Source organism: Dickeya poaceiphila (genome assembly GCF_007858975.2).
Lineage (GTDB): Bacteria > Pseudomonadota > Gammaproteobacteria > Enterobacterales > Enterobacteriaceae > Dickeya > Dickeya poaceiphila.
Genome location: NZ_CP042220.2, coordinates 3,288,287 through 3,308,702, shown reverse-complemented (window position 1 = coordinate 3,308,702; position 20,416 = coordinate 3,288,287). Strand labels below are relative to the sequence as shown.

Annotated in this window: 23 protein-coding genes; 11 read left to right on the top strand and 12 right to left on the bottom strand. The window is 51.2% G+C overall.

Annotation, left to right across the window (positions count from 1 at the left end; all coding sequences use genetic code 11):
• Window positions 1-204 precede the first annotated feature (204 nt).
• From Dpoa569_RS14765 to darG, 11 genes are all read left to right on the top strand, one after another.
• Window positions 205-1,071: a GTPase family protein gene (locus Dpoa569_RS14765; RefSeq protein ID WP_042868910.1), complete on the top strand. Its 867-nt coding sequence runs from the start codon at window positions 205-207 to the stop codon at window positions 1,069-1,071.
• Window positions 1,072-1,157: 86 nt separating this feature from the next.
• Window positions 1,158-1,991: a DUF932 domain-containing protein gene (locus Dpoa569_RS14760; protein WP_042868912.1), complete on the top strand. Its 834-nt coding sequence runs from the start codon at window positions 1,158-1,160 to the stop codon at window positions 1,989-1,991.
• 201 nt (window positions 1,992-2,192) lie between these two features.
• Entirely contained in the window at window positions 2,193-2,903 is a 711-nt protein-coding gene (locus tag Dpoa569_RS14755) for a transcriptional regulator (protein ID WP_042868914.1), read from the top strand.
• Window positions 2,904-2,970: 67 nt separating this feature from the next.
• Entirely contained in the window at window positions 2,971-3,537 is a 567-nt protein-coding gene (locus Dpoa569_RS14750; RefSeq protein ID WP_042868916.1) for a hypothetical protein, read from the top strand.
• 28 nt (window positions 3,538-3,565) lie between these two features.
• Window positions 3,566-4,033, top strand: coding sequence for a hypothetical protein (locus tag Dpoa569_RS14745; RefSeq protein WP_050569398.1), 468 nt, complete (start codon window positions 3,566-3,568; stop codon window positions 4,031-4,033).
• Between the two features lie 73 nt (window positions 4,034-4,106).
• Window positions 4,107-4,580 carry a RadC family protein gene (gene radC, locus Dpoa569_RS14740; protein ID WP_042868918.1) on the top strand — a complete coding sequence of 158 codons (474 nt, stop codon included), beginning with the start codon at window positions 4,107-4,109 and terminating at the stop codon, window positions 4,578-4,580.
• On the top strand, window positions 4,580-4,981 hold the full coding sequence (locus Dpoa569_RS14735) for a type IV toxin-antitoxin system YeeU family antitoxin (protein ID WP_050569399.1): 402 nt from the start codon (window positions 4,580-4,582) through the stop codon (window positions 4,979-4,981). The genes radC and Dpoa569_RS14735 overlap by 1 nt, the downstream gene beginning before the upstream one ends.
• A gap of 25 nt (window positions 4,982-5,006) precedes the next feature.
• The gene (locus Dpoa569_RS14730; RefSeq protein WP_042868920.1) at window positions 5,007-5,327 is read left to right on the top strand and encodes a TA system toxin CbtA family protein; all 321 of its coding nucleotides are present in this window, start codon (window positions 5,007-5,009) and stop codon (window positions 5,325-5,327) included.
• A 117-nt stretch (window positions 5,328-5,444) separates the two neighbouring features.
• Complete coding sequence (locus Dpoa569_RS14725; protein ID WP_042868922.1) at window positions 5,445-6,278, top strand: DUF4942 domain-containing protein; 834 nt, start codon at window positions 5,445-5,447, stop codon at window positions 6,276-6,278.
• A 104-nt stretch (window positions 6,279-6,382) separates the two neighbouring features.
• Window positions 6,383-7,030 (top strand): type II toxin-antitoxin system toxin DNA ADP-ribosyl transferase DarT, encoded by a 648-nt coding sequence (gene darT / locus Dpoa569_RS14720; protein WP_042868924.1) that lies wholly within the window; start codon window positions 6,383-6,385, stop codon window positions 7,028-7,030.
• A 13-nt stretch (window positions 7,031-7,043) separates the two neighbouring features.
• Entirely contained in the window at window positions 7,044-8,093 is a 1,050-nt protein-coding gene (gene darG / locus Dpoa569_RS14715) for a type II toxin-antitoxin system antitoxin DNA ADP-ribosyl glycohydrolase DarG (protein WP_042868926.1), read from the top strand.
• Between the two features lie 79 nt (window positions 8,094-8,172).
• On the opposite strand, the gene Dpoa569_RS14710 is transcribed toward darG, so the two are convergent.
• From Dpoa569_RS14710 to Dpoa569_RS14655, 12 genes are all read right to left on the bottom strand, one after another.
• Entirely contained in the window at window positions 8,173-9,492 is a 1,320-nt protein-coding gene (locus tag Dpoa569_RS14710; protein WP_042868928.1) for a tyrosine-type recombinase/integrase, read from the bottom strand.
• 214 nt (window positions 9,493-9,706) lie between these two features.
• Window positions 9,707-10,894 carry an MFS transporter gene (locus Dpoa569_RS14705; RefSeq protein WP_042868930.1) on the bottom strand — a complete coding sequence of 396 codons (1,188 nt, stop codon included), beginning with the start codon at window positions 10,892-10,894 and terminating at the stop codon, window positions 9,707-9,709.
• Between the two features lie 28 nt (window positions 10,895-10,922).
• Window positions 10,923-11,528, bottom strand: coding sequence for an NUDIX domain-containing protein (locus Dpoa569_RS14700; RefSeq protein ID WP_042868932.1), 606 nt, complete (start codon window positions 11,526-11,528; stop codon window positions 10,923-10,925).
• The gene (locus tag Dpoa569_RS14695; RefSeq protein ID WP_042868934.1) at window positions 11,525-12,430 is read right to left on the bottom strand and encodes an extracellular solute-binding protein; all 906 of its coding nucleotides are present in this window, start codon (window positions 12,428-12,430) and stop codon (window positions 11,525-11,527) included. The genes Dpoa569_RS14700 and Dpoa569_RS14695 overlap by 4 nt, the downstream gene beginning before the upstream one ends.
• A gap of 13 nt (window positions 12,431-12,443) precedes the next feature.
• Entirely contained in the window at window positions 12,444-13,109 is a 666-nt protein-coding gene (locus Dpoa569_RS14690; protein ID WP_042868936.1) for an HAD family hydrolase, read from the bottom strand.
• A gap of 31 nt (window positions 13,110-13,140) precedes the next feature.
• Window positions 13,141-14,025, bottom strand: coding sequence for an MTAP family purine nucleoside phosphorylase (locus Dpoa569_RS14685; protein ID WP_042868937.1), 885 nt, complete (start codon window positions 14,023-14,025; stop codon window positions 13,141-13,143).
• Window positions 14,018-15,121 (bottom strand): fatty acid desaturase family protein, encoded by a 1,104-nt coding sequence (locus tag Dpoa569_RS14680; protein WP_227983063.1) that lies wholly within the window; start codon window positions 15,119-15,121, stop codon window positions 14,018-14,020. Before Dpoa569_RS14680 ends, Dpoa569_RS14685 begins: the two co-directional genes overlap by 8 nt.
• A 23-nt stretch (window positions 15,122-15,144) precedes the next feature.
• Window positions 15,145-15,822, bottom strand: a complete 678-nt coding sequence (locus Dpoa569_RS14675; protein ID WP_042868939.1) for an HAD family hydrolase — start codon at window positions 15,820-15,822, stop codon at window positions 15,145-15,147.
• A 12-nt stretch (window positions 15,823-15,834) separates the two neighbouring features.
• Window positions 15,835-17,175, bottom strand: coding sequence for an FAD-dependent oxidoreductase (locus Dpoa569_RS14670; RefSeq protein ID WP_042868941.1), 1,341 nt, complete (start codon window positions 17,173-17,175; stop codon window positions 15,835-15,837).
• The gene (locus Dpoa569_RS14665) at window positions 17,172-18,281 is read right to left on the bottom strand and encodes a DegT/DnrJ/EryC1/StrS family aminotransferase (RefSeq protein WP_050569400.1); all 1,110 of its coding nucleotides are present in this window, start codon (window positions 18,279-18,281) and stop codon (window positions 17,172-17,174) included. The genes Dpoa569_RS14670 and Dpoa569_RS14665 overlap by 4 nt, the downstream gene beginning before the upstream one ends.
• A complete protein-coding gene (locus Dpoa569_RS14660) occupies window positions 18,278-19,207 on the bottom strand; it encodes a DegT/DnrJ/EryC1/StrS family aminotransferase (protein WP_227983061.1) in 930 nt (309 codons plus the stop codon). The genes Dpoa569_RS14665 and Dpoa569_RS14660 overlap by 4 nt, the downstream gene beginning before the upstream one ends.
• A 74-nt stretch (window positions 19,208-19,281) precedes the next feature.
• Window positions 19,282-20,406 (bottom strand): DegT/DnrJ/EryC1/StrS family aminotransferase, encoded by a 1,125-nt coding sequence (locus tag Dpoa569_RS14655; protein WP_042868944.1) that lies wholly within the window; start codon window positions 20,404-20,406, stop codon window positions 19,282-19,284.
• Window positions 20,407-20,416 lie beyond the last annotated feature (10 nt).

Here is a 20,416-nt window from a genome sequence, read left to right as displayed (position 1 = left end):
TGTAATTGCCACCGTATTAAAGGTGATCGCTCAGGCGATCACCTAACTCGATAATTAAACGGCTCATCGCCAGCCCCCCGCTCTGGAACGGCACACTCCATTTTTTTAAATTATTTCAGATAGATATCATCTCCCCGAACTTTCCCTTTAACGGCAGCGCCTCACGGTGCTGCCGTTTGTGTTTCTGTTTACCGAGGACATGATATGAATCATCAGGATGGGCCTGCGCCGTTGCGTCAGGCGTTGTCGGGGTTGCCGGAGTGGGTGACAGCGCAAATCTGGCAGCATATCCGGCAGTTAACCGATTACGAGCCGGTTATCGGCATCATGGGCAAGACCGGTGCGGGCAAGAGTAGCCTGTGTAATGCGTTGTTTGCCGGTGAGGTGTCGCCGGTCAGTGATGTGTCGGCCTGTACCCGTGAACCGCTGCGCTTTCGCCTTAACGTGGGTGAGCGTTGTATGACGCTGGTAGACCTGCCCGGTGTCGGTGAAAGTGAACGGCGAGATGCGGAGTATGCCGCGATGTATCGCCAGCAACTTCCGCATCTCGATCTGGTGCTGTGGCTGGTTAAGGCCGATGACCGGGCGCTGGCGGTGGACGAGCACTTTTACTATCAGGTGATTGGCGAAGCCTGGCGGCACAAGGTGTTGTTTGTGGTCAGTCAGGCGGACAAGATTGAACCCACTGAGGGCGGCGTGAAGACGTTGTCTGTCACACAGAAGCAGAGCCTTGCGCGCAAAATCGCCCTGCTGCATACCCTGTTTTTGCCGGTGCATCCGGTCTGTGCGGTTTCGGTGCGGCTGCGCTGGGGGTTGTCGCACATGGCGGCGCTGATGGTGGCAAGCCTGCCGCGCGAAGCCAGCAGCCCGCTGGTTACACAGCTACAGCCACCCCTTCGTAGTGAACGCGTCACTCAAAAAGCCCGCGATGATTTTGCCAATACGGTGGGCAGCACGCTCGATACCGTCAGCCGTCTGTCGCTGATACCGGCCACGGTGCGCACGCTTATCCAGACGCTGCGCGATACCGTGGTGTCCGTGGCCCGCGCCCTGTGGTCGGTGTTCTTCTAAGTCGATTACCCATCCATTTTCGTTTTCCGAGCCCGGTCGCCTGTGCGTCCGGGCTTTTTATTTTCAGCCATCTCAAGGAGTCTGCCATGACCCGTCTGGCCTCGCGCTTTGGCGCAGCAAACCTTATCCGCCGTGACCGTCCGTTAACCCGCGAAGAGCTGTTTCGCACCGTACCCAGTGTGTTCAGTGAGGAAAAGCATGAGTCCCGCAGCGACCGATACACTTACATTCCGACGATTACCCTTCTGGATAATTTGCAACGTGAAGGCTTCCAGCCGTTCTTTGCCTGCCAGACCCGTGTGCGCGACGACAGCCGCCGCGAGCACACCAAACACATGCTGCGCCTGCGTCGGGAAGGGCAAATCACCGGCCATCAGGTGCCGGAAATCATCCTGCTCAACAGTCATGATGGCTCCAGCTCGTACCAGATGCTGCCGGGGCTGTTCCGGCAGGTGTGCCAGAACGGGCTGATTTGCGGCGAAAGTTTTGGTGAGGTGCGGGTGCCCCATAAAGGCGATGTGGTGGGCCGAGTGATTGAAGGCGCGTATGAGGTGCTGGATACCTTTGAGCGCATCGAGGAAAAGCGCGACGCCATGCAGTCGCTGCTGTTACCGCCTCCGGCGCAATCTGCGCTGGCAAACGCCGCGCTGACGTACCGTTTTGGTGAGGCGCATCAGCCGGTGACGGCAGCGCAAATCCTGACGCCGCGCCGCTGGCAGGACGACCGGCAAGACCTGTGGACTACTTTCCAGCGTATTCAGGAGAACCTGATAAAGGGCGGGCTGCCCGGTCGCAATCCGCAGGGGAAACGGGCCCGCACCCGTGCCGTCAGCAGTATCGACAACGATGTGCGGCTCAACCGGGCGCTGTGGGTGCTGGCGGAAAGTCTGCTGACGCAGTGTCAGGGGGGAGCATGTTAACTGCGAGTTAAAATTGGACACACCCTGTCCGTTTCACTTTGGTTTGATGGTCTGTTTCTTCACCAACATCAACGGAAACCTGCATGATATCTGTGTTTATCTGCAAGTGAAAAATAGTCGTTTAACTGTCCATATCCTGTCCGGCCCCCTCTTTAGAATCACCTTCATATTCTGTCGGTTAATCATCACGGAGATTTACATATGACACAGGCAGAGCGCCGCCATGACCGGCTGGCTGTCAGGTTGTCACTGATAATCAGCCGCCTGGTTGCCGGTGAAACGCTGAATATGGCCCGGCTTGCTGCCGAGTTTGGCGTGTCAATCCGCACCTTGCGGCGGGACTTTCGCGAGCGATTGATGTATCTGGACCTGGAATACAGTCAGGGGCATTGCCGCCTGCGTACCATGGGTGGTGGAGTACAGGGGGAGCTGGATGCCCTGACTTTTGCACACCGGGCGGGACTTGCCGATATATTTCCAGGGCTGGACCGGCGTCTGGCAGGTACGTTACTGACTGCCGGAGGGATGCCCTGTCTGGTTTGGCAGCCACCACAGGCAATGTCCCCTGGCAGCGCACTGGTGTTTTATCGGCTGGTTAGTGCCATTATCGCGTTTCAGCGGGTTCTGCTTCTGGCCGACGGGGAACGCTGTGACGGACTGGCACCGTACCGCCTGATATCCCTTGATGGTCGCTGGTATCTGACCGGCGAACTGAACGGGCATATCACTGTTCACCTTCTGACGGCCATTCATGCTGTAACGGTATTGAACACCACCTTTATCCCACGAAAGCGCCTGAGCCACTTAACCACACAAGCGGGTTTTATCCAGGCACTTCCGCACTTTGGCTTTATTCGTACAGTTCTATCACTGGCACCATCTGAAAAAATCAATGAGGACTCAGCCAGTTAAGTCTGAATCCTTATTGGGGTATATCTGTAGATGATAATAAAAGTTAATACATTTTAAGGATGTCAAAATGAAGAAAATACTGGGTACGATGATACTGGCCGGTAGCCTGATATTAACTGGCAACGCTCATGCCTACGATATTACGGGTCATGTGAAACACTGGATGGCAATGAAAGAGAGCGGCTGGACTTCCGCTGACGGTTATGACGATGACAGGATGATGAATGCATTGGGTTTTAATGCCGCCATGATTGGTTATTATCCGTGGACTCATACATTTTTAATCCGCAGGGACTACGATACAGCGTTGTTCCTGGCTGACAAAAAAAGCAAAACTGTTCGCCGCCTGAATCTCAAAACGGCCAGTGGTTATAATTCTGACCTTGATGTGGTGTATCAGGGAGAAGATAACGGCAAAGGCTGCTATTTCAGCGTTATAGATACTCAAGCCCAGCTTGAGCTCATCAATCAAAAAACAACCCCTCAGGTGTTAATGGTCCTTCCTGAACAGTGCATTGATAAAAAACAACTGGCAGCCATTAAAGCCCGACAATCAGAAAGGGAGCGTCAGTTACAGCAATGGGTAGCACAACAGAGTATGAAAGAACTCTGTCGTCGTAACGGAAATTGTTGATATTAGTTTTTTCAAATCTGGGGGAAATATGAAATATAAACATCACGCGCTGCTGTTTGCATTATCTTGTATTGCAACAACGGCTCAGGCCATACCAAATATGTGGACCAGCGGCTTTGGGATGGGCGTTTCAGAATACATCATTACCAGCCCGGAAAAGGTCGTTTTTAATCTCAACTGTACGACTAATCCAGACAACCAAAATGTATTACAACACAATGTAATTATCACGCTGCCTGATGGTAGAGGGGCGGATTCGCATGACGAGAAAACAGTTATAACTGTGGTGGTGGACTCTCGGCAATTTCCGCTCCCTTCTTCTCTGGGGTGGCGTAACGCAGATAATGCATGGGAGAGATTTATTACCGCGTTAAGTCATGCCGCAACGTTTGATGTTTACGTTAATGACCAAAAAGTAGGCCACTTTAATCCTGGGCTTAAAAATACACAGCAGGAGCTGGAGGGTATTCGCCACTGTATCAATACTGCCGCTTAAACGTTACTTGCCTACTCCGATGGTGCCCCTGTTGCTCATGCAACAGGGGCATTTTGTTTTTAGGGATCACGTTATGTCTGAATTATCACCGAGTTCGCCGTTGTCTGAGCACGAACAACGGATTATACGCCGTGCCCAGCGCCTGCTGGAGCGCCACCTGCGCCAGCCGGGTGAGCCGTTTACCGCCTCATCCTATACCCGAATGTGGCTGCAACTGCATCTGGCTCCGCTGGAACGGGAGGTGTTCATGGTGCTGTTTCTCGATAACCAGCATCACCTGATAGACCGGGAAATCATGGCGCTGGGCAGCATCAACCATGTCGATATTCCCATCAGAGAAATCGTCAAGGCGGCCCTGCGCCACAACGCAGCGGCGGTGATCCTGGCGCACAACCACCCCTCCGGCCATGCCGAACCGAGCACGCCGGACCGGGCGCTCACCGAACGGCTGAAAAGCGCTCTTGAGCTGGTGGATATCCGCACGCTGGATCATCTGGTCATTGGCGGCAATCAGGTGGTGTCGTTCGCCGAACGCGGCTGGCTGTAATGCCTTTTACCGTCATTCCATCAACCTGTCAGGAGAAAAGAACCTTGTCATTATCGGATGCCCCGGAATGGGGACTTGAACACACCCTGAGACCGCGCTTTGGAGCCCGGCTGGTACAGGAGGGGTGTCGCCTGCATTTTCTCGCCGACCGTGCCGGTGTGACCGGCACTTTCAGTGCAACCGTGGCCTGCCATCTGGAACACCGCTTCCCATTGATAGTGAAACAACTGGAGCAAAAGCTTGTGACCGGTGAGCTCGATCCCTACCGACAGCAACGCGTCACGCTGCATGACGGCGTACTGACCTGCGAGGCCGATACCCTGGGTAGTGCTGGCTACGTCTATATCACGATTTACCCGACCACGGCGGCCACACCGACAACCGCATTCCCTTCACCTTAAGCGTTTATCTTAAGAGAGCCTATCCATGCAAACACCATACCCATCCCCGGCGCGGGAGGCATCGTCATGCCTGTCACCTGTAAATGTCTGGCAACAGTTATTAACTTACCTGCTGGACAAGCACTACGGGCTGACGCTAAACGACACGCCGTTTTGTGAAGAAGCCGAGATCCAGGCCTACCTCGACGCCGGGATCTCGCTGCCGGACGCCGTGAACTTTCTGGTGGAGCGCTATGAGCTGGTGCGCATCGACCGCAGCGGTTTTAGCTGGCAGGAGCAAAAACCGTTTCTGAACGCGGTCGATATTCTCCGCGCCAGACGCGCCACCGGCCTGCTCAAACCATAAAGACTGCGAGCTGCTTTCCAGTCACACAACGCCAAACCGACTTATCCTTCCCCCCGATGCATAATGCGCCAGCCCTTACCGGCTGGCGCATTGGCTGTTATGTATGGACAACACACTATGAAAACTGAACCCGAGGTGTTAACCGACCACACCGAGCTGATTGGCTCGACCAACATTGCGCGTATCGTCACTGGACGTGATGTCGCGCTGCAACAGATAGAACAGCTCATTACCCGGTTACAGGCCATTTCAACGCTAACGGCGACTATCGGTGGCGGCACCGTTGAAGACTGGGCATTAAAACCCGGGCATCGCTACGATTGCTGGCTGACAGAAACGCCTGACAAGGCGATGCCAGCCATTATCCGCACGCTGGACAGCCATATCTGGCGCGACCTGATGCTGAAATCCGGCATGTTGTCACTGATGGACGCACAAGCCCGCAGCCAGTGGCATAAGAATCTGGACGAGGGCGACCTGCCGACCATCAGCGAAGCCAATATCCTCAGCACGTTTGAACAGCTTCACCAGAGCAAGCGGGAGGTATTCGAGCGTGGCGTAATTAATGTATTCAAAGGGCTATCGTGGGATTATAAAACCAACCATCCCTGCTACTTTGGCAAGAAAATCATCATCAGCAATCTGGTGACATACCACCGTTGGGGCTTTGGCCTGAACTGGGGCTGGCGACGCGATCAACTGGCCGATCTGGAGCGGATGCTGTCCTTGCTGGATGGCAAACCCATTCCTGATAACCGGGGCGATGTGACCATCCGGCTAATGAACCATATCCGCGATAATCCTCATCAGCAAGAATATGAAGATGCGTATTTTAGTGTGCGTTACTTTCAGAAAGGCACCGGGCATCTCATCTTTAAACGCCCTGACTTGATTGATCAGATGAACGACATTATCGCCAAACATTATCCGGGGATGTTGGCGGCGAGGTAGTCATTTCGTTTCTGGTAAGCTTAGGACTCATGCCTATTCCCGTCCTCAAAATTTGTTATTATTGCGGCAGATTAGCATTGAATTGCTACAAGGAGCTGGTTTGTATGCCGATCCCTGAACGTCCCAAGATTTACCACATCCTTCACATTGATCGGCTTCATTCAATCATTGCCGAAGGGTTGTTGTCTGACGAGCAAATCTCGGTTCGTCATGGTGCCGGTACAATGATAGGAATGAGTAGCATTAAACAGCGTCGGCTCCATGAGTTGACGCTTACAAACCATCCCAATCTGTATGTGGGACAATGTGTACCTTTTTATTTTTGTCCCCGCTCTGTCATGCTATACCTGATATACAGAGCCAATCATCCAGAGTTGGCTTACCGTGGTGGTCAGGAACCTATTTTGCATCTTGAAGCTGACCTCTATACAACCATTGCATGGGCGGAGCAACATCGCCAACGCTGGGCGTTTACGTTATCTAATGCCGGTTCACTTTACTTCGAAGATCGTTGTCAACAATCCCAGCTTGGAGAACTGAACTGGGAAGCGATACAAAGCAATCAGTGGAGCGGCGGTAATGGAACTAAAGAGGCGAAACAGGCTGAGTTTTTGATTGAGCGCTGTTTCCCTTGGCATTTAATTGAGCGCATCGGTGTTCATTCACCTTTGATTTATCAGCAGGTTGCTAACATGATCCCGCTTGGTGGGCATCGTCCTCCTGTTGAGGTGAAACGAGAATGGTACTACTGATGAGGATTTCATAATGATTGAATACAGACAGGGCGACATCCTCCAGGCAGAGACTGAGGCTATCATCAATACCGTCAACTGCGTCGGCGTAATGGGGCGAGGCATTGCATTGCAATTCAAAAACGCCTACCCGGATAACTTCAAAGCTTATGCTGCATCCTGTAAAGCAAAACAAGTTGTTCCAGGCAAAATGTTCGTCTTTGAGACCGGGCAGTTAACAAACCCTCGTTATATCATTAACTTTCCGACCAAACGCCACTGGAAAGGGAAAAGTCGTCTTGAAGATATTGCCGCCGGGTTGGACGATTTGGTCGCCGTTATCCGGCAACATGATATTCGCTCCATTGCCATTCCCCCATTGGGGAGTGGCTTAGGCGGTCTGGACTGGCAAGATGTTAAGCCCCTGATTGAGTCTGCCGTTCAACCGCTTGAGTCCGTACAAATTGCGATTTACGATCCCACCGGTGCACCGTCCTCGGAACGCATGGTACATAAAACAGAAGTGCCAAAGATGACAGCAGGGCGAGCCGCGCTGGTTGAACTGATGCAGCGTTATCTTAATGGGTTGTTAGATCCGTTCATCTCTTTGCTGGAATTACATAAACTTATGTATTTCATGCAAGAATCTGGGGAACCATTACGTCTTAAGTACCAGAAAGCGCATTATGGGCCTTATGCGGAAAACCTACGGCATGTGCTTAACGCGATTGAAGGGCATATGATCTCTGGGTATTCAGATGGCGGTGATATGCCTGATAAGCAACTCTCGCTGGTTCCCGGAGTGGCAGAAGAGGCAAAAGCGTTTCTTGAGCAACAAGAAGAGACTTACCGCCGCTTTCAGAAAGTCTCGGATTTGGTGGAAGGTTTTGAGTCGCCTTTTGGTCTGGAACTCCTTTCAACGGTTCACTGGACAATGCAACATGAATCGCTGACGTCCCCTGAAGATGTTACTGATTTTATCTATGCCTGGAATGAAAGAAAGCGGCAGTTCACACCACGCCAGATATCTTTAGCGGTAGATACGTTGCATCGCAAGGGGTGGTTAACCTCAACCGCTGCTTAGGTTCAGTCTTTGCTTAATGACTCGCATCGCATGGCTCTTGCTGTTCACTGTATTAAGAGCCATGCCCCTTATGTGGTTTTTATTTACCACCAAACTGAACTTTAACGACATTATCTGGCCTCGATACCGAGGAGGTAATGATTTCTTGTTGAATAAAATCCCCCCAGCGTAGAAATAGCTTTTTCAGTTTGTCCGCTTGTTGCCCAACTTGATAAGTCCGAATTAATCGATCTTTAGGTACGTGGTTCAGCAGAAGCTCTATCAAGCGTTCTGGTGCATCCAGATATTCCGCACAACCCGTGGCCACGCTACGACGTAAGTCATGAGGAGAGAAGGGCGCAAGTTCCGCAAGATATTTAGATCTTACACGCTCCAGAGCACGAGTAAGGGCATCACCGGTTATAGGAAATCCTGGCTTGCTGGTGGAACCGAAAACATATGCCCCTTCCGCGATCACGCGCTGTTCTTGAATAAGGGATAGGGCGCGGGGATGTAGTGTGACAATATGGCTTTTGCCATTTTTTGTAGCTGGAATAGTCCAGCGATCACCGTTGATTTGATCCCAGCGCATTTCTGCTGCTTCTGAGCGACGAACACCCGTGAATATGATCAAGCGAAGTGCATTCGCAACGGATAATGACATTACCACGCTGGATGCTATTCCTCTGCCACCTGCTGCAATGGAGCCACCACCAACAGAGGCTTCATCGAGTGCTTTCCAAAGCATGTGGAGTTCGTCTTGTGGCAACCAACGTTCACGAGGTTTACCCATTGATGCACCAAACATGGCAGGTTTGAGCAGACGAGCAGGGTTATGTTCAATCAGCCCTTGTAACGTGGCATGATCAAGGGTCAGATTCAGGATGATTAATCCTTTGCGAACCCCTTCTGCGCTTTCCTTTCTCACGCGGCTGAGATGCTCGAAAATCACAGAGCGTGAAAGATCGTTAACGCGCATATTACCCAACGCCTTTTCAAGATGGCGGCGATAGGTGCCTTCATAGTCAGTAATGGTGCGGGCACTGATGGGTTTACTCTCAGTTCTGAATGCCAACCAGTTTTGCCACAAGTCAGCGAATATTGGCATTTGCTCGTTTTGCTGTTTCTCATTTTTTTTGACGTAACGAGGATCAATGCCCTTCTTCACCAATTCAGCTGCGTCGGCATGGGCCTGACGAGCCTGAGCCAGGCTCATAGCAGGGTAGCTACCCAATGTCAGTTTGATTTGCTTTTGTGCAATCCTGTAACGATAAATCCAGCTTTTACTCTCGCTGCCATAGCGTATGCGGACGTAGAGTCCTCCGCCTGCTTTTGATTTGACTGAGACAACATTTTCTTTCTCTTCTTCAGTGACTGAAAGGGATGCCAACTGTCGATCCTGAGTGATGATGATTGCCATAATAGGTCCTTTCTGGGGTACACTATCGGGTACACACTTAGCATGATATCAGGGGAAACGACAGCGAACGAGTGGAAGCCAAAAAATTGATTAATCATTTGATTTTTAATAATAAAAAATAAATTCTTGAAGAGTGTAAACAGAGGAAAACATTGGTCTATTGAGTTCGTAATGCGAAGGTCGTAGGTTCGACTCCTATTATCGAATCTTTTCCCTACCCCTGGTGTTTCGACAATCTCCGAGAGATTACATCGACAATCAGCATGACGGGAGGAATAACAATCAATGCGCCCATCGCGGGTATCAGACCAATATCTTCCCCAAGCTTACCGAGGAATAACGGTGCTAAAAGCAGGGCCAGCCCCACTGACTGGGTCGCGCCAGCAGAAATTTTCGAGAGTAATTCTGGCGGCTGCCATGTTGCGATAGAGAGAATCAGCGGGAAAAAATTGCCAAGACAGGCGCCAGCCACAGTAAGACCAATAACCGCAGCGGTAATATCCGGCACCAGCCAAAGCAATAGCATACTCATACCACTGAGAATAATCGTCCATAAAAGAATGGCCTGAATGTTATAACGAACCAGCAAGCGGCTTACCACAATTCGCCCGGCAATCGTACCGCCAAAGAAAACCGCCATCATCGCCACACTGTTTGCTGCCGAGAGTGAAAGCTGTTCTTCCAGAAATTGTGCGCCCCAAAAGCCGATTCCCCATTCAGCAGCGATGCCAAGAAAAATCATCCCGAACATCAGGTAAGCGACAAGTGGCAAACGCGTAATGTTGGCGCCAGAAGTATGGGGGGTGATAGTGGCTCGTGGTGGCGTCGTTGGAATATTTTGGGGAATGACGCACAGCAAGGGCAGTAAGGCAATGAGCGGCAGAAACATGGCGATACGCCAGCCTGCACCAGACTCTACGGAATAACCAATCACTAACGGGCCAATAAATACGCCAATCGCGGAAAAAATGCACCCTTCGGTAATCGCTATGCCGCTGTTTTCCGTGTGATGCCGGGCCAACGCTTCCTGAATGGCAATCTGCATTGCTCCGCCAGACAGGCCAAGCACGAGCGACAGAATCAGGTTGCCGGCAATACCTAGCGGTAAGGCAAATACCGCGACAGTAACCGCCACTGCCCAGGAACTGCTCAGAAGGATCTTTTTAGGCGATGCTTTTGAGGCGACATGCGTAATAATAAAACCTGAAACAAACATGCCTATTGCATAAAGACTGAAATGCCAGCCAATGATGACTTTAGACATAGTGAGTTCATCACGCAGAAAAGGTGTAATAGACCCTAAAATAGCCTGATGAATACCGCAAACAACAGACATGATATACAGGTAAAGCGTGTAGTGGTCGCGCTTAAAGCGCGACTTTTCCAGACTCTGTTCAGCCATACATGAATTCCTTTCAGAGCGTAATGAATTATGGTGTACAGATGCCTTTAATCACTAAATGCTGAATCAGGATAATGGTTTTGGCATCAATAATGGTTCCTGCATCAATCATCTCAAGCGCCTCTTTAATAGGAACCTCAAGCACTTTAATATCTTCGCCTTCCGCAGCTATTCCGCCGCCGTCGTTGACACGCATGTCACGGGTGAAGGGCGCAATGAAAAAGTGCAGGCGCTCTGTAACCGAACCTGGGCTCATAAAAATTTCGCCAATTTTAGTGACTTCGCTGAGCTTGTAGCCCGTCTCTTCTTCAGCCTCGGTTTTTATCGCCAGAACAGGATCGCGCTCGTCCAACAGCCCGGCGCAGGCTTCAATCAACTCATAGTGGTGGCCAATTAGAAAGGCAGGCATACGGAATTGGCTGGTGAGGATGATGGTTTTATCATCACGGTTATACAGCAGAATGGTCGCGCCATGTCCACGGTCATACGCTTCGCGTGTAAAACGCTGCTCTGAACCGTCTGATCTGACGTAAGTCATGTCGTATTTGGTTAACGTTCCCCAGTCATTAGCCAGTATCTGTTGCTGATTAATGGTGGCGGTGGTGGCTACAGGGGTATACAAAGCGTGCTTCATAGTGACATTCCATTTGTGAGAGATTCAAGTTGAGTGAGCCAGCGAGTGCGATGTAATACCGCCTGACCGGCGTCAATGGTGAGATAGCTGTCATCGTTTTTTGTAAGGATAAGCTTATTAAACGAGGTGTAAATTCTGTTCGCTGCTTCAGTCTGGAGCCATTCCAGTATCTCTGAAACCGCCTCCCGGTGCGCAGAGGTGATGAAGCCGGCATACACTTCCGATTCTGTTCCCGTCGCTCTCGGCGGTTCGATAATCTTCAGACGGGGCAATTCGCGTTTGCGATTAAATGCGGCGATTTTAACCGTAACACCTGCTGCAATCTCGCCTTCTCCCGTCAGGCGGGCGGGTTCCCACGCTGAGTCAGGCCGAACCTGCACATTGCGGTAAATATCTGATAACAAGGGCCAGCCGTCGCTTTCACCGTAAGCTTGTAGCAGCGTAGTGAGCGCTAAAAATCCGGCGCCTGACTGTGCTGGATTGGGAAAGGCTATCCGACCGCGCAGGGCTGGATGAGCCAAATCCCGCCAGGTTTCGATATTGACGTTTAACTGTTTGAGAAGGTCAGGATCGACCACAATGGCTGTGGAGAATCCGGTGATACGAAGGTATCCATCCGCATCACCCTGAGGTGAAAATAGCTTATCGCTGAGCGCAACGGTCTTGGCGGCGGTATCGGCCCAACCCAGAATCATATCGACCTGAGGGTTGTCCTTTTCGGCCTCCAGTCGGTTTCTCAGTGCAGCCGTAGACATGCGTTCAATCTCAATGGCAACATCGGGAAGATGCACGGCAAGTTGCCGCAGGTACTCTTCCAACTCGTACGGCTCGAATGAGCTATAGGCTTTTACACGTGCCCTTGAACCATCACCGGTTGGTGCTGAAATCACAATCGATGTCATGATGTTGTTTACCTCAACCTACAATGTTGCTAAAGCGGCTGGCCAGCAGCGGATCAGTGAAATCTGCAATCGCTGCTGAGGCGCCATACTTCAGCAGCGCATTTTCGTCGAGCGCACCTTTCAAACCAAAAGTGAAGATACCTGCGGCGGAGGCCGATTGTACGCCGGGACCTGAATCTTCAAACGCCAGCGCTTTATCCGGCGTGATCCCCAATCGGCGCATCGCTTCCTGATAGGGGTAAGGGTTTGGCTTGCTGTGGGGCAACTCCGCGCCAATCAGCAGGTGATCAACGGCGTCTAGCAGGTGTAAACCACGTAACATCATTTCTGCACTTTCGCGTGGCGCATTGGTCACGATGCAGATACCGACGCCATAGCGTTTGGCTTTCTCGAAAAACGCCGTGACGCCAGGGCGGCCTTCAAGCGGTCCGGTAAGTTGTTCACGAAACAAGGCTTCCTTACGTTCCCCCAGTTCATGACGTTCCTGCGACGGCATCTGCGGAAAAAGATCGCGAGTGATAGTCTCCATGGGGGCGCCCATGATTTTCTGATTGTAATAGTCAATGGTGACGGATTTGCCAAAATCGGCCAGTAACATATTGAATGCATTCAGATGCAGGCTGTCGGTATCCAGTAGTGTTCCATCCAAATCAAACAGCAATCCCGCGTTCGTTTTCATGTACGTTTATCCTTTTCCTGATGGGCTGATATCATTGACCTGGCTTCAACACGCGGTCCAGTAATGGGGAATAGCGTTGAATGGTGTCCGCGGTCATCAGGTTGGGGCTGGTCATAATGGCGCCATCCAGCGCATGTTGGCATCCTTTCGGGCAGGGTGAATCGTGCTGTGCAAGAGACGGAATGATGTGGGTCAATAGCGCCTCGGCCATCTGGATATTTTCTTTCATCTGCTGGCTTACCATGGCGGCATTCACATCGTCATGGGTGCTGTGCCAGCAGTCGTAATCTGTCACCATGGCTATCATGTTGTAGCATAGCTCAGCTTCTCGACAGAGTTTGGGTTCTGGCATCGCCGTCATGCCGATGACCGTACCGCCGATTTGCTGGTGAAAAAGAGATTCGGCGCGGGTTGAAAAGTGTGGTCCTTCCATCACGACATACAGACCTTCAGACAAATGAGGGATGGATTGCGCTTCCAGGGCGTTAACGATGTGGGTATGGTTATTGCCGCACACCGGCTCGCCGAATGGCACGTGGGCAACCACGCCGGAGCCAAAAAAGGTATTCACGCGGCGGTATGTGCGATCAATAAACTGATCAATGGCCACAAAGGTGCCAGGCGGTGCGGCTTGAGTCAGGCTGCCTACTGCGCTGAAAGAGAGAACCTGAGTAACCCCCAGCATTTTAAGCGCGGCGACATTGGCTCTGACGTTAATTTCTGACGGTAGACGAGTATGTCCAATGCCGTGACGATTAACGATGGCGACAGGCACACCGGCAATTTCACCCAAGGTGATATGTCCGGAAGGGTCACCGAAAGCGGTAGTGATTTCCACGCGCTCAGGAGATGCAATAATCGACAGCTTGTCCATACCACTGCCACAGATAATGCCAATGCGGGGCGTTTTATTCATGAGAGACTCCTGTGTCCATTTCGCTAACGGCATGGTGATTCGGTTTGACAAGGCGATGATAAAGTTCGGAGAGCGCAGCCGGTTGGTGTTGCGAACCCAAAATCATCCCTGTGGAAATATATTGTGTATATCGGGGTTCATTCACTTTAAGCGCCCAGTCCACGGCAGGCAGATATTGATAACGGACATTGGGATAAATATGGTGTGCCAGATGGTAGGCGTCGGATATGGGATATATCAGATAACGCTGAATGCTGCCGAGCAGACCTGAAAAATCGGTAGCGCGCCCGTGTTCATAATCGTGCGCTAATCGATCTCTTTTAGGATCATAGGTCGTATGCCAGCGATGCTTTGACAGCAATGACCACCATGCAAACAGCGGGTAAACCGTGAAAATCGGCACCAGCCAGCCCACTATTACGGCGGCAACACCGCCAAGAAACCAGTAAACGCCCACAATACTCAGCGTTGCGACTGCCCGAAGCAATGCAATATTTACCGTCGAATTCTCGTAAAGCGTGTCATGTATATTTCCACGGATATTGTTAATTATCCCCTTTGGGCGCACAGGATAAAGCAGTGCCCAAATGAACTGGGAACGGGTAATACCGGGAACCATTCCTGCGGCACTGACGCGCCGCAGATTAGGGTCTTTCCCTGGAATATCCGCATTAGGATGGTGATCACGCACATGGGTATTAAAGCGTGAATCCATGTCCCTTTTTAAGGCAGGAAACTGGAAAAAGACGTTCGACAAAAACCATTGAAACTTTTTAGAACGACACAGCGCAACATGCAGTGCATTATGTCCAATCTCTTGTAATGCACGCAGTCGGCCAGCGGTAATAATCGCAAGCAGTAATCCGGCCACAGGGTGATAATCTGACCAGCGGAAAAACAGCACTGACGCGAATATTTCCAGCCAGCAATAGATAAAAGGTAAGGGTGCCAGCATGGTGTCATAACGTTTGTAATAGGTGATATGTCCTTTCTCAGCCGGCGCCAGTTTCAGCTTGGGCAATATGCGCTCGCCATCCCGGTAATAGAATTTCAGAAGCAGGCGAATGCAGATGCTGAGCAGAATCATCGCCAGCATAACGTTAAAAACATGGGCCGAATTTAACATGTCAGTTCCTCCCGATGAGGGGTAAACCAGGCGCGGTGTACCGCAGGCAAATCATCAAATACCTGAGCATGGATCGCGCGCAGGCGTTCATCCGTTTGATGTCCATGAGAAACCGACGCCATCTGCCAGCCGCACAGTCTGGCAATCTCAATGTCATGATCGGTATCACCAATCATCAGTGCGGTGTTGCCAGGTTTACCCAGAGCCCTATCGAGCTGCTGAGCAATCTCCTGCTTGCCCATGGCCTGAGTATTTGTTAGCCCATAGACATGATCAACTAAGTGACTAATGCCAGCATTATCAAGATTGTGCTGCAAAGTTTGATGCTGGCTTGCCGAGAGTACGGAAATGCTGATGTTACGGGCTTTCAAGTCTTGCATCATGCTAAGTGCGCCATGATGCAGTGGACAAAAACCAATCTCATTGTTGAAGATGTTGAGATAAGTTTTAATCAGATCGTCGAACTGTACCGACTCGCAATCAATGCCCAATGCCTGATAAAAAGAACGGATAGGAAAGCCAAAGTGCTGGCGATACAGATCTGCATTGAGCGGCGGTAGCATTTGCGAATCTCTTACGGCATTCACGCCTTTTACCGCCAGAGCGAGATCGTCTACCAGAGTGCCATTCCAGTCGAAAATAACGTGATTGATTTTGCTGCGATAATTCATTGAGATAATTCCTTACCGTATGGTGCGCGCTATCGCGCTGGAGAGTGATGCCAGAACGATGGGCAGGCGAAACACCGACTCTTGTTTCTCTAGTAGATTCATAATTTTAAGCATGGTGATGGCAACATCGCGCCGATGAAAAGAGGCGGCCTGAACCAGATTGAGATAATGCGACGTCAGCCGGTGCTTAAAGGTAGTGATAGCTTCCGTGGGTTGCAGGCTCTCATCACTTTTCTTGGCCAGTTCCCAGGATACGGCGGTTGCAGCCACGAGCTTCTTAAAAACCAGCCGGGCTGACAGTGTTCCGTTAAGGTAGCCGGGAATTTGTTGCGCTAACGCTTCGATCTGAAGGGCGGAAACGCTCATTCCTTGACTGTATATGGGGTTAATGCTGCAAAGCGCATCGCCGATTACCAAAAAGCCTTCTGGCCATGTTGGTAGTAAGTCATAGCGACGACGAAGGCTGGAGGGCATTTTAAATTGGTGAAAATCACCCAACGGCTCTAGTTTTTGCACCTCATCATGAATATCCGTTACCGGTAGTTCCGCCAGAAAACGCATAAAATCGGCTTCGTTGGGTTTAGGGCTGTCGCCAAACCAGCCACCGGCGGTAACAATATATCTGTCGCCTTCAACCGGACTGATAACCGCCATGGTGCGGGTTTTCGGTAAATTCGGTGTGACCAGCAGCACTTTCCAGCCGGTTTGACGGGTGTTATCGCGCTTGTAGACACGGGAGACATAACCAAGCTGGTTGGCGACCTCTTCTCGTTCTACTTCACCGTATCCCGCCTGTTTCAACCAGGAAGATGCTTTAGAGCCTCTGCCGGAGGCATCCACAACCAGATCCGCGAGTATCTGCTGATCGTTGCCGGATTCACTGACAATCACTCCTTTAACCTTGCCGTCCTCGTGAATGAGTTGTTTCACCCTGGTGCCGTCAAGAACGCTGACGTTCGCAAGCTGAATAGCTCTGCGCCTGATTACGTGCTCCAGCAGTGTTCTTGAACAGTAGTGTGCGGTAATTCCGGTAGGCCAGCGTTGTTTCCAGCCAACTCCGGCGTAGCTTTTAACGCCGTGTGATAAATCTATCTCTTGAGCACCGGCCTCAAGTAGCTGCGACTTAAGACCCGGATAAAGTGATTCCATAATCTGCAAGCCACGCTGGAGTAACAAATGTACGTGATGTTCCTGCGGCACGGTCTGGCGAGGTTCAGGGTTCTCATGAAAGCGATCAAAATCCAGCAGAATCACCTGCTGGAAATGTCTTGAAAGTACAGATGCAGTCAGGCAACCAGCAATACTGGCACCAATCACTACCGCTTTATTAGCGGAACAGGTGTGTTGAGTCATAACTGCTCCTCCTTGATATCTGAAGGCTGGAAACGGTTCAGAACGTTGACGATGGTATCAATCTCAGGCATTCCAATTTCCGGATGAACGGGAATAGTGGTGATGGAAGAGAGCATTCGCTCTGCATTCGGACAAGAAGCGTGCCGTTCATGTAAAACCGGGTACTGATACAGCGCTTTACAGTTATAAAGGGCGATGTCAGAAGGAATGCCCGACTGGATCTGAAAGGCGAGTAGACTTTTATTGCACCCGGTTAAGGAACGAATCAGCAAGCGCGTGCCGGCAGGTTCACCGCCAGCAAGAACAGGCAAGGGGTGCAGAAAAGGATTGCGAAGCCGCTGACTTATCGTCTGCATGGTGTCCAGCCGGTGCTGTACGTCCTGTTCCAGGCGCTGTAGCCTGGCAATGCCGAGAGCGGCTTGCAATCCGCTGAGCGAAAAATTAAGAACCGGTTGCGCCTCGTTGAAGTGACACTGCGTAAAGGCTCTGGCTCTGTGTGCCAGTTCACGGTTGTCAGTCAGGACCGCGCCGCCTTCGCCCGTGACCAGCGTTTTACTGTGGTGTGTTGAAAACGTTGCCATATCGGCCCATTTCCACAGTAACTGACCACGCCATGTGGCCTTATGCGCCAGCGCAATATCCAACAGGTAGAAAAGTCCTTTGCTGTGGGCGAATTCACCGACACGTTGCGCATCTACCGGATAACCCCACATCGGGATATCGATAATGGCTTTTGTCCGGTCATTGATAAGCTGCTCAGCCATCGCCAGGTCGATGGTAAAATCATCAGGGCTGATGTCACAAAACACGGGTTCCAGCCGCAGAAACGTGAGGGCATAGACGGTACAAAGCGGGCAGGTCGGGGTTAATAAAACGTTATCGCCGGGTTTTAGCCCCATGGCACTTAACGCCACCACCAGAGAACCATATCCCGAAGAGGTTGCGATAGCTTCTGATGCACCAAAATGTCTTTTCAACTGTTGTTCATAGGTACTCACCACCTCTGAGTCGCCGCGAATCCCTTTTTTCAGTGCGTCTAACATCAGCGCTTCTTCTCCGGCGCCGGATGGATAAAAGCTTTCTTTAATGTGCTCCAGGGTCGTCATTGCGCGGCTTCCTCCTGAAGAGACATAACAGCCCATTTTTGCTGCATTTTTACTGCCTCAGGCGCTTGCCAGAACAACGGTTCAAGCAAACGATTGAGTATAGGAAGAGGCTGCCAGCTTATGCCGCACGTGGTGGCACGTTCTTTGTCTATTACCACGATAGAGAACGAGTTGTTTTGCAAATCAGGAAGTTGTGGAACGGAAACGCGTTCACAGTCAGTCTTCGCCCGGTCTATCTGCGCTTGCACGGCGCGGCGCTGGAGACCCAGAGTGTTAAGCCTCACCTGGCCCAATGCGCACTGGATGCCGCTAAGCTTATGATTAACACCTAAATGAATGCCGTCCAGATCGGAAAACTGTGAATAGCTTTTCGCTCGCGTACCCCAATCCTGGCGGCGATAAAATATTGCGCCGCCCTCGCCGGTAGACATTGCGGAGCTGCCTTCACGAAGCGACAGGAAAGCCATATCAAATCCGGCACAGCGCTGAGGTAGCTGCGGGTTCAACGTCAGTAGCGGAGTTATTTCAAGCAACGAAAACAGGTGTTGTTCTCTGCATAAATCATGGAGTGCAGAGAAATCCTGTCGGCAGTCAAAATGCGATGAAATCAGCACTGCACGGGTACGGCTGTTCACTTTTTTTCTTAATGTCGCAAGATTAAGTCGCAAGCTGTCGGGGGCATAATCAATCAGCGCCAGCGCTATTCCTGCATGTAGCAAGGCTGAAATAACCCAGTCGGAGACATCTGGGCTGACGATGACTTCGTCACCGGGCTGGAAATCAAGTGCGCCGATCATCACGCTCACCGTCCCCGTTTCGGACGATGTCGTTACGCAGCGTGAAAAGCACGCAAACTCAGCCAGTGCTGCCTCAAAAGCGGACACGGCAGCGAGTGCATTGTCCATGTCACCTACGGCAACAGACATGACGGCATCGAGTTCGCGTTTAAGCTGCGACGTGGCGCACGAGTCGGTTAAAGTCGCGTTGCACATAATCAGCCTCAGCGAAGAAAATTGCTGCTGACGACACTGGCAATGTAATCAATATCGCTGTCATCCAAGCCTTCATGGCAGGGGACAGTGAAGATGGTGTCGATAATCTGTTCCGCATTGGGGCAAGGTTCGGCGTATTGCCTAAACGCTGGCTCTTGATAAAGCGGTTTGTATTTGTAGCGTGTGGTGTCAGACATCACGCCTTGATTTAGCATCTGAATGCCTTGCTCCACGCTGGAACCATTCAGGTGGTAATAAACCAGTGAATAGCCATTCACTTCCTCGCCCTGATAGCGGGGGAACTCTTTTATGCTGGGGATTTCTGAGAGTGCATGACGGACTTTGCTGGCACGAAGCCGGCGGTCAGCAATTTTCTGATCGAGTTTTTTGAATTGATTGATGCCCAGCGCGGCGCAAAGAGGCGGCAATTTTGCGTTGGTGCCGATGTCTTCGCCCAAAATATAACCGCTGCTGCGACTGGAGGCTTTAAGCCCGTGGTGTTGCCAGCTCAGCATCCGCTCGTAAATATTTTCATTGTTGGTAAGACAGAACCCGCCTTCACCGGTGCTGACCAGCTTGCGCTCATGGGTTGAAAAACAGGAAACATCGCCAAACGTACCGAGGTAACCGCCGTCTGAACGGGTACCAAAAGCATGGGCACAGTCTTCGATGAGCTTAATCCCCTGCGCCTGACAAAAATCGGCAACGGCTTTCATTTGCAGTGGGTAACCCCACATCGGTACGACAATCAGCGCTTTTATTGGATGCCGTTGTACTAGCTGCTTCAGGTGGTTGAGATCCGGGCTGAACGTGAGCGGACCGACGTCACAAAAAACCGGCACACATCCGGTAGTGATGAGCGGTAAAATCGTCATGATGGGAGCAGTGGGCGGAAGGGCGATGGCATCACCTGGCTCTAGCCCCAGGCCACGGATAGCCAGTTCAATCGCTACCGTACCATTGTTGCAGGCCAGCGCTTTTTGGGTACCGAAATAATCACTAATGACCTGTTCATATTCGCCAATAATGGGAGACTTTCCTGAAAAGCTGGTGGTATTAAAAGAATTAACCACCGCGTCATAGTCACTTTGATCAAAATTGATGTGCAGATTCTGGTAGGATTTATTAATCATAGTACTCGTC

Bases quoted from the DNA above. Each gene is read 5' to 3' on its own strand.
- Dpoa569_RS14680 (WP_227983063.1), bottom strand. From the start codon at position 15,121: ATGCTGGCGATGATTCTGCTCAGCATCTGCATTCGCCTGCTTCTGAAA.
- Dpoa569_RS14735 (WP_050569399.1), top strand. From the start codon at position 4,580: ATGCCTTTTACCGTCATTCCATCAACCTGTCAGGAGAAAAGAACCTTG.
- Dpoa569_RS14675 (WP_042868939.1), bottom strand. From the start codon at position 15,822: ATGAATTATCGCAGCAAAATCAATCACGTTATTTTCGACTGGAATGGC.
- Dpoa569_RS14745 (WP_050569398.1), top strand. From the start codon at position 3,566: ATGAAATATAAACATCACGCGCTGCTGTTTGCATTATCTTGTATTGCA.
- Dpoa569_RS14695 (WP_042868934.1), bottom strand. From the start codon at position 12,430: ATGACATCGATTGTGATTTCAGCACCAACCGGTGATGGTTCAAGGGCA.
- Dpoa569_RS14705 (WP_042868930.1), bottom strand. From the start codon at position 10,894: ATGGCTGAACAGAGTCTGGAAAAGTCGCGCTTTAAGCGCGACCACTAC.
- Dpoa569_RS14760 (WP_042868912.1), top strand. From the start codon at position 1,158: ATGACCCGTCTGGCCTCGCGCTTTGGCGCAGCAAACCTTATCCGCCGT.
- Dpoa569_RS14730 (WP_042868920.1), top strand. From the start codon at position 5,007: ATGCAAACACCATACCCATCCCCGGCGCGGGAGGCATCGTCATGCCTG.
- darG (WP_042868926.1), top strand. From the start codon at position 7,044: ATGATTGAATACAGACAGGGCGACATCCTCCAGGCAGAGACTGAGGCT.
- Dpoa569_RS14665 (WP_050569400.1), bottom strand. From the start codon at position 18,281: ATGACGACCCTGGAGCACATTAAAGAAAGCTTTTATCCATCCGGCGCC.
- darT (WP_042868924.1), top strand. From the start codon at position 6,383: ATGCCGATCCCTGAACGTCCCAAGATTTACCACATCCTTCACATTGAT.
- radC (WP_042868918.1), top strand. From the start codon at position 4,107: ATGTCTGAATTATCACCGAGTTCGCCGTTGTCTGAGCACGAACAACGG.
- Dpoa569_RS14660 (WP_227983061.1), bottom strand. From the start codon at position 19,207: ATGTCTGTTGCCGTAGGTGACATGGACAATGCACTCGCTGCCGTGTCC.
- Dpoa569_RS14670 (WP_042868941.1), bottom strand. From the start codon at position 17,175: ATGACTCAACACACCTGTTCCGCTAATAAAGCGGTAGTGATTGGTGCC.
- Dpoa569_RS14655 (WP_042868944.1), bottom strand. From the start codon at position 20,406: ATGATTAATAAATCCTACCAGAATCTGCACATCAATTTTGATCAAAGT.
- Dpoa569_RS14725 (WP_042868922.1), top strand. From the start codon at position 5,445: ATGAAAACTGAACCCGAGGTGTTAACCGACCACACCGAGCTGATTGGC.
- Dpoa569_RS14700 (WP_042868932.1), bottom strand. From the start codon at position 11,528: ATGAAGCACGCTTTGTATACCCCTGTAGCCACCACCGCCACCATTAAT.
- Dpoa569_RS14710 (WP_042868928.1), bottom strand. From the start codon at position 9,492: ATGGCAATCATCATCACTCAGGATCGACAGTTGGCATCCCTTTCAGTC.
- Dpoa569_RS14765 (WP_042868910.1), top strand. From the start codon at position 205: ATGAATCATCAGGATGGGCCTGCGCCGTTGCGTCAGGCGTTGTCGGGG.
- Dpoa569_RS14750 (WP_042868916.1), top strand. From the start codon at position 2,971: ATGAAGAAAATACTGGGTACGATGATACTGGCCGGTAGCCTGATATTA.
- Dpoa569_RS14690 (WP_042868936.1), bottom strand. From the start codon at position 13,109: ATGAAAACGAACGCGGGATTGCTGTTTGATTTGGATGGAACACTACTG.
- Dpoa569_RS14755 (WP_042868914.1), top strand. From the start codon at position 2,193: ATGACACAGGCAGAGCGCCGCCATGACCGGCTGGCTGTCAGGTTGTCA.
- Dpoa569_RS14685 (WP_042868937.1), bottom strand. From the start codon at position 14,025: ATGAATAAAACGCCCCGCATTGGCATTATCTGTGGCAGTGGTATGGAC.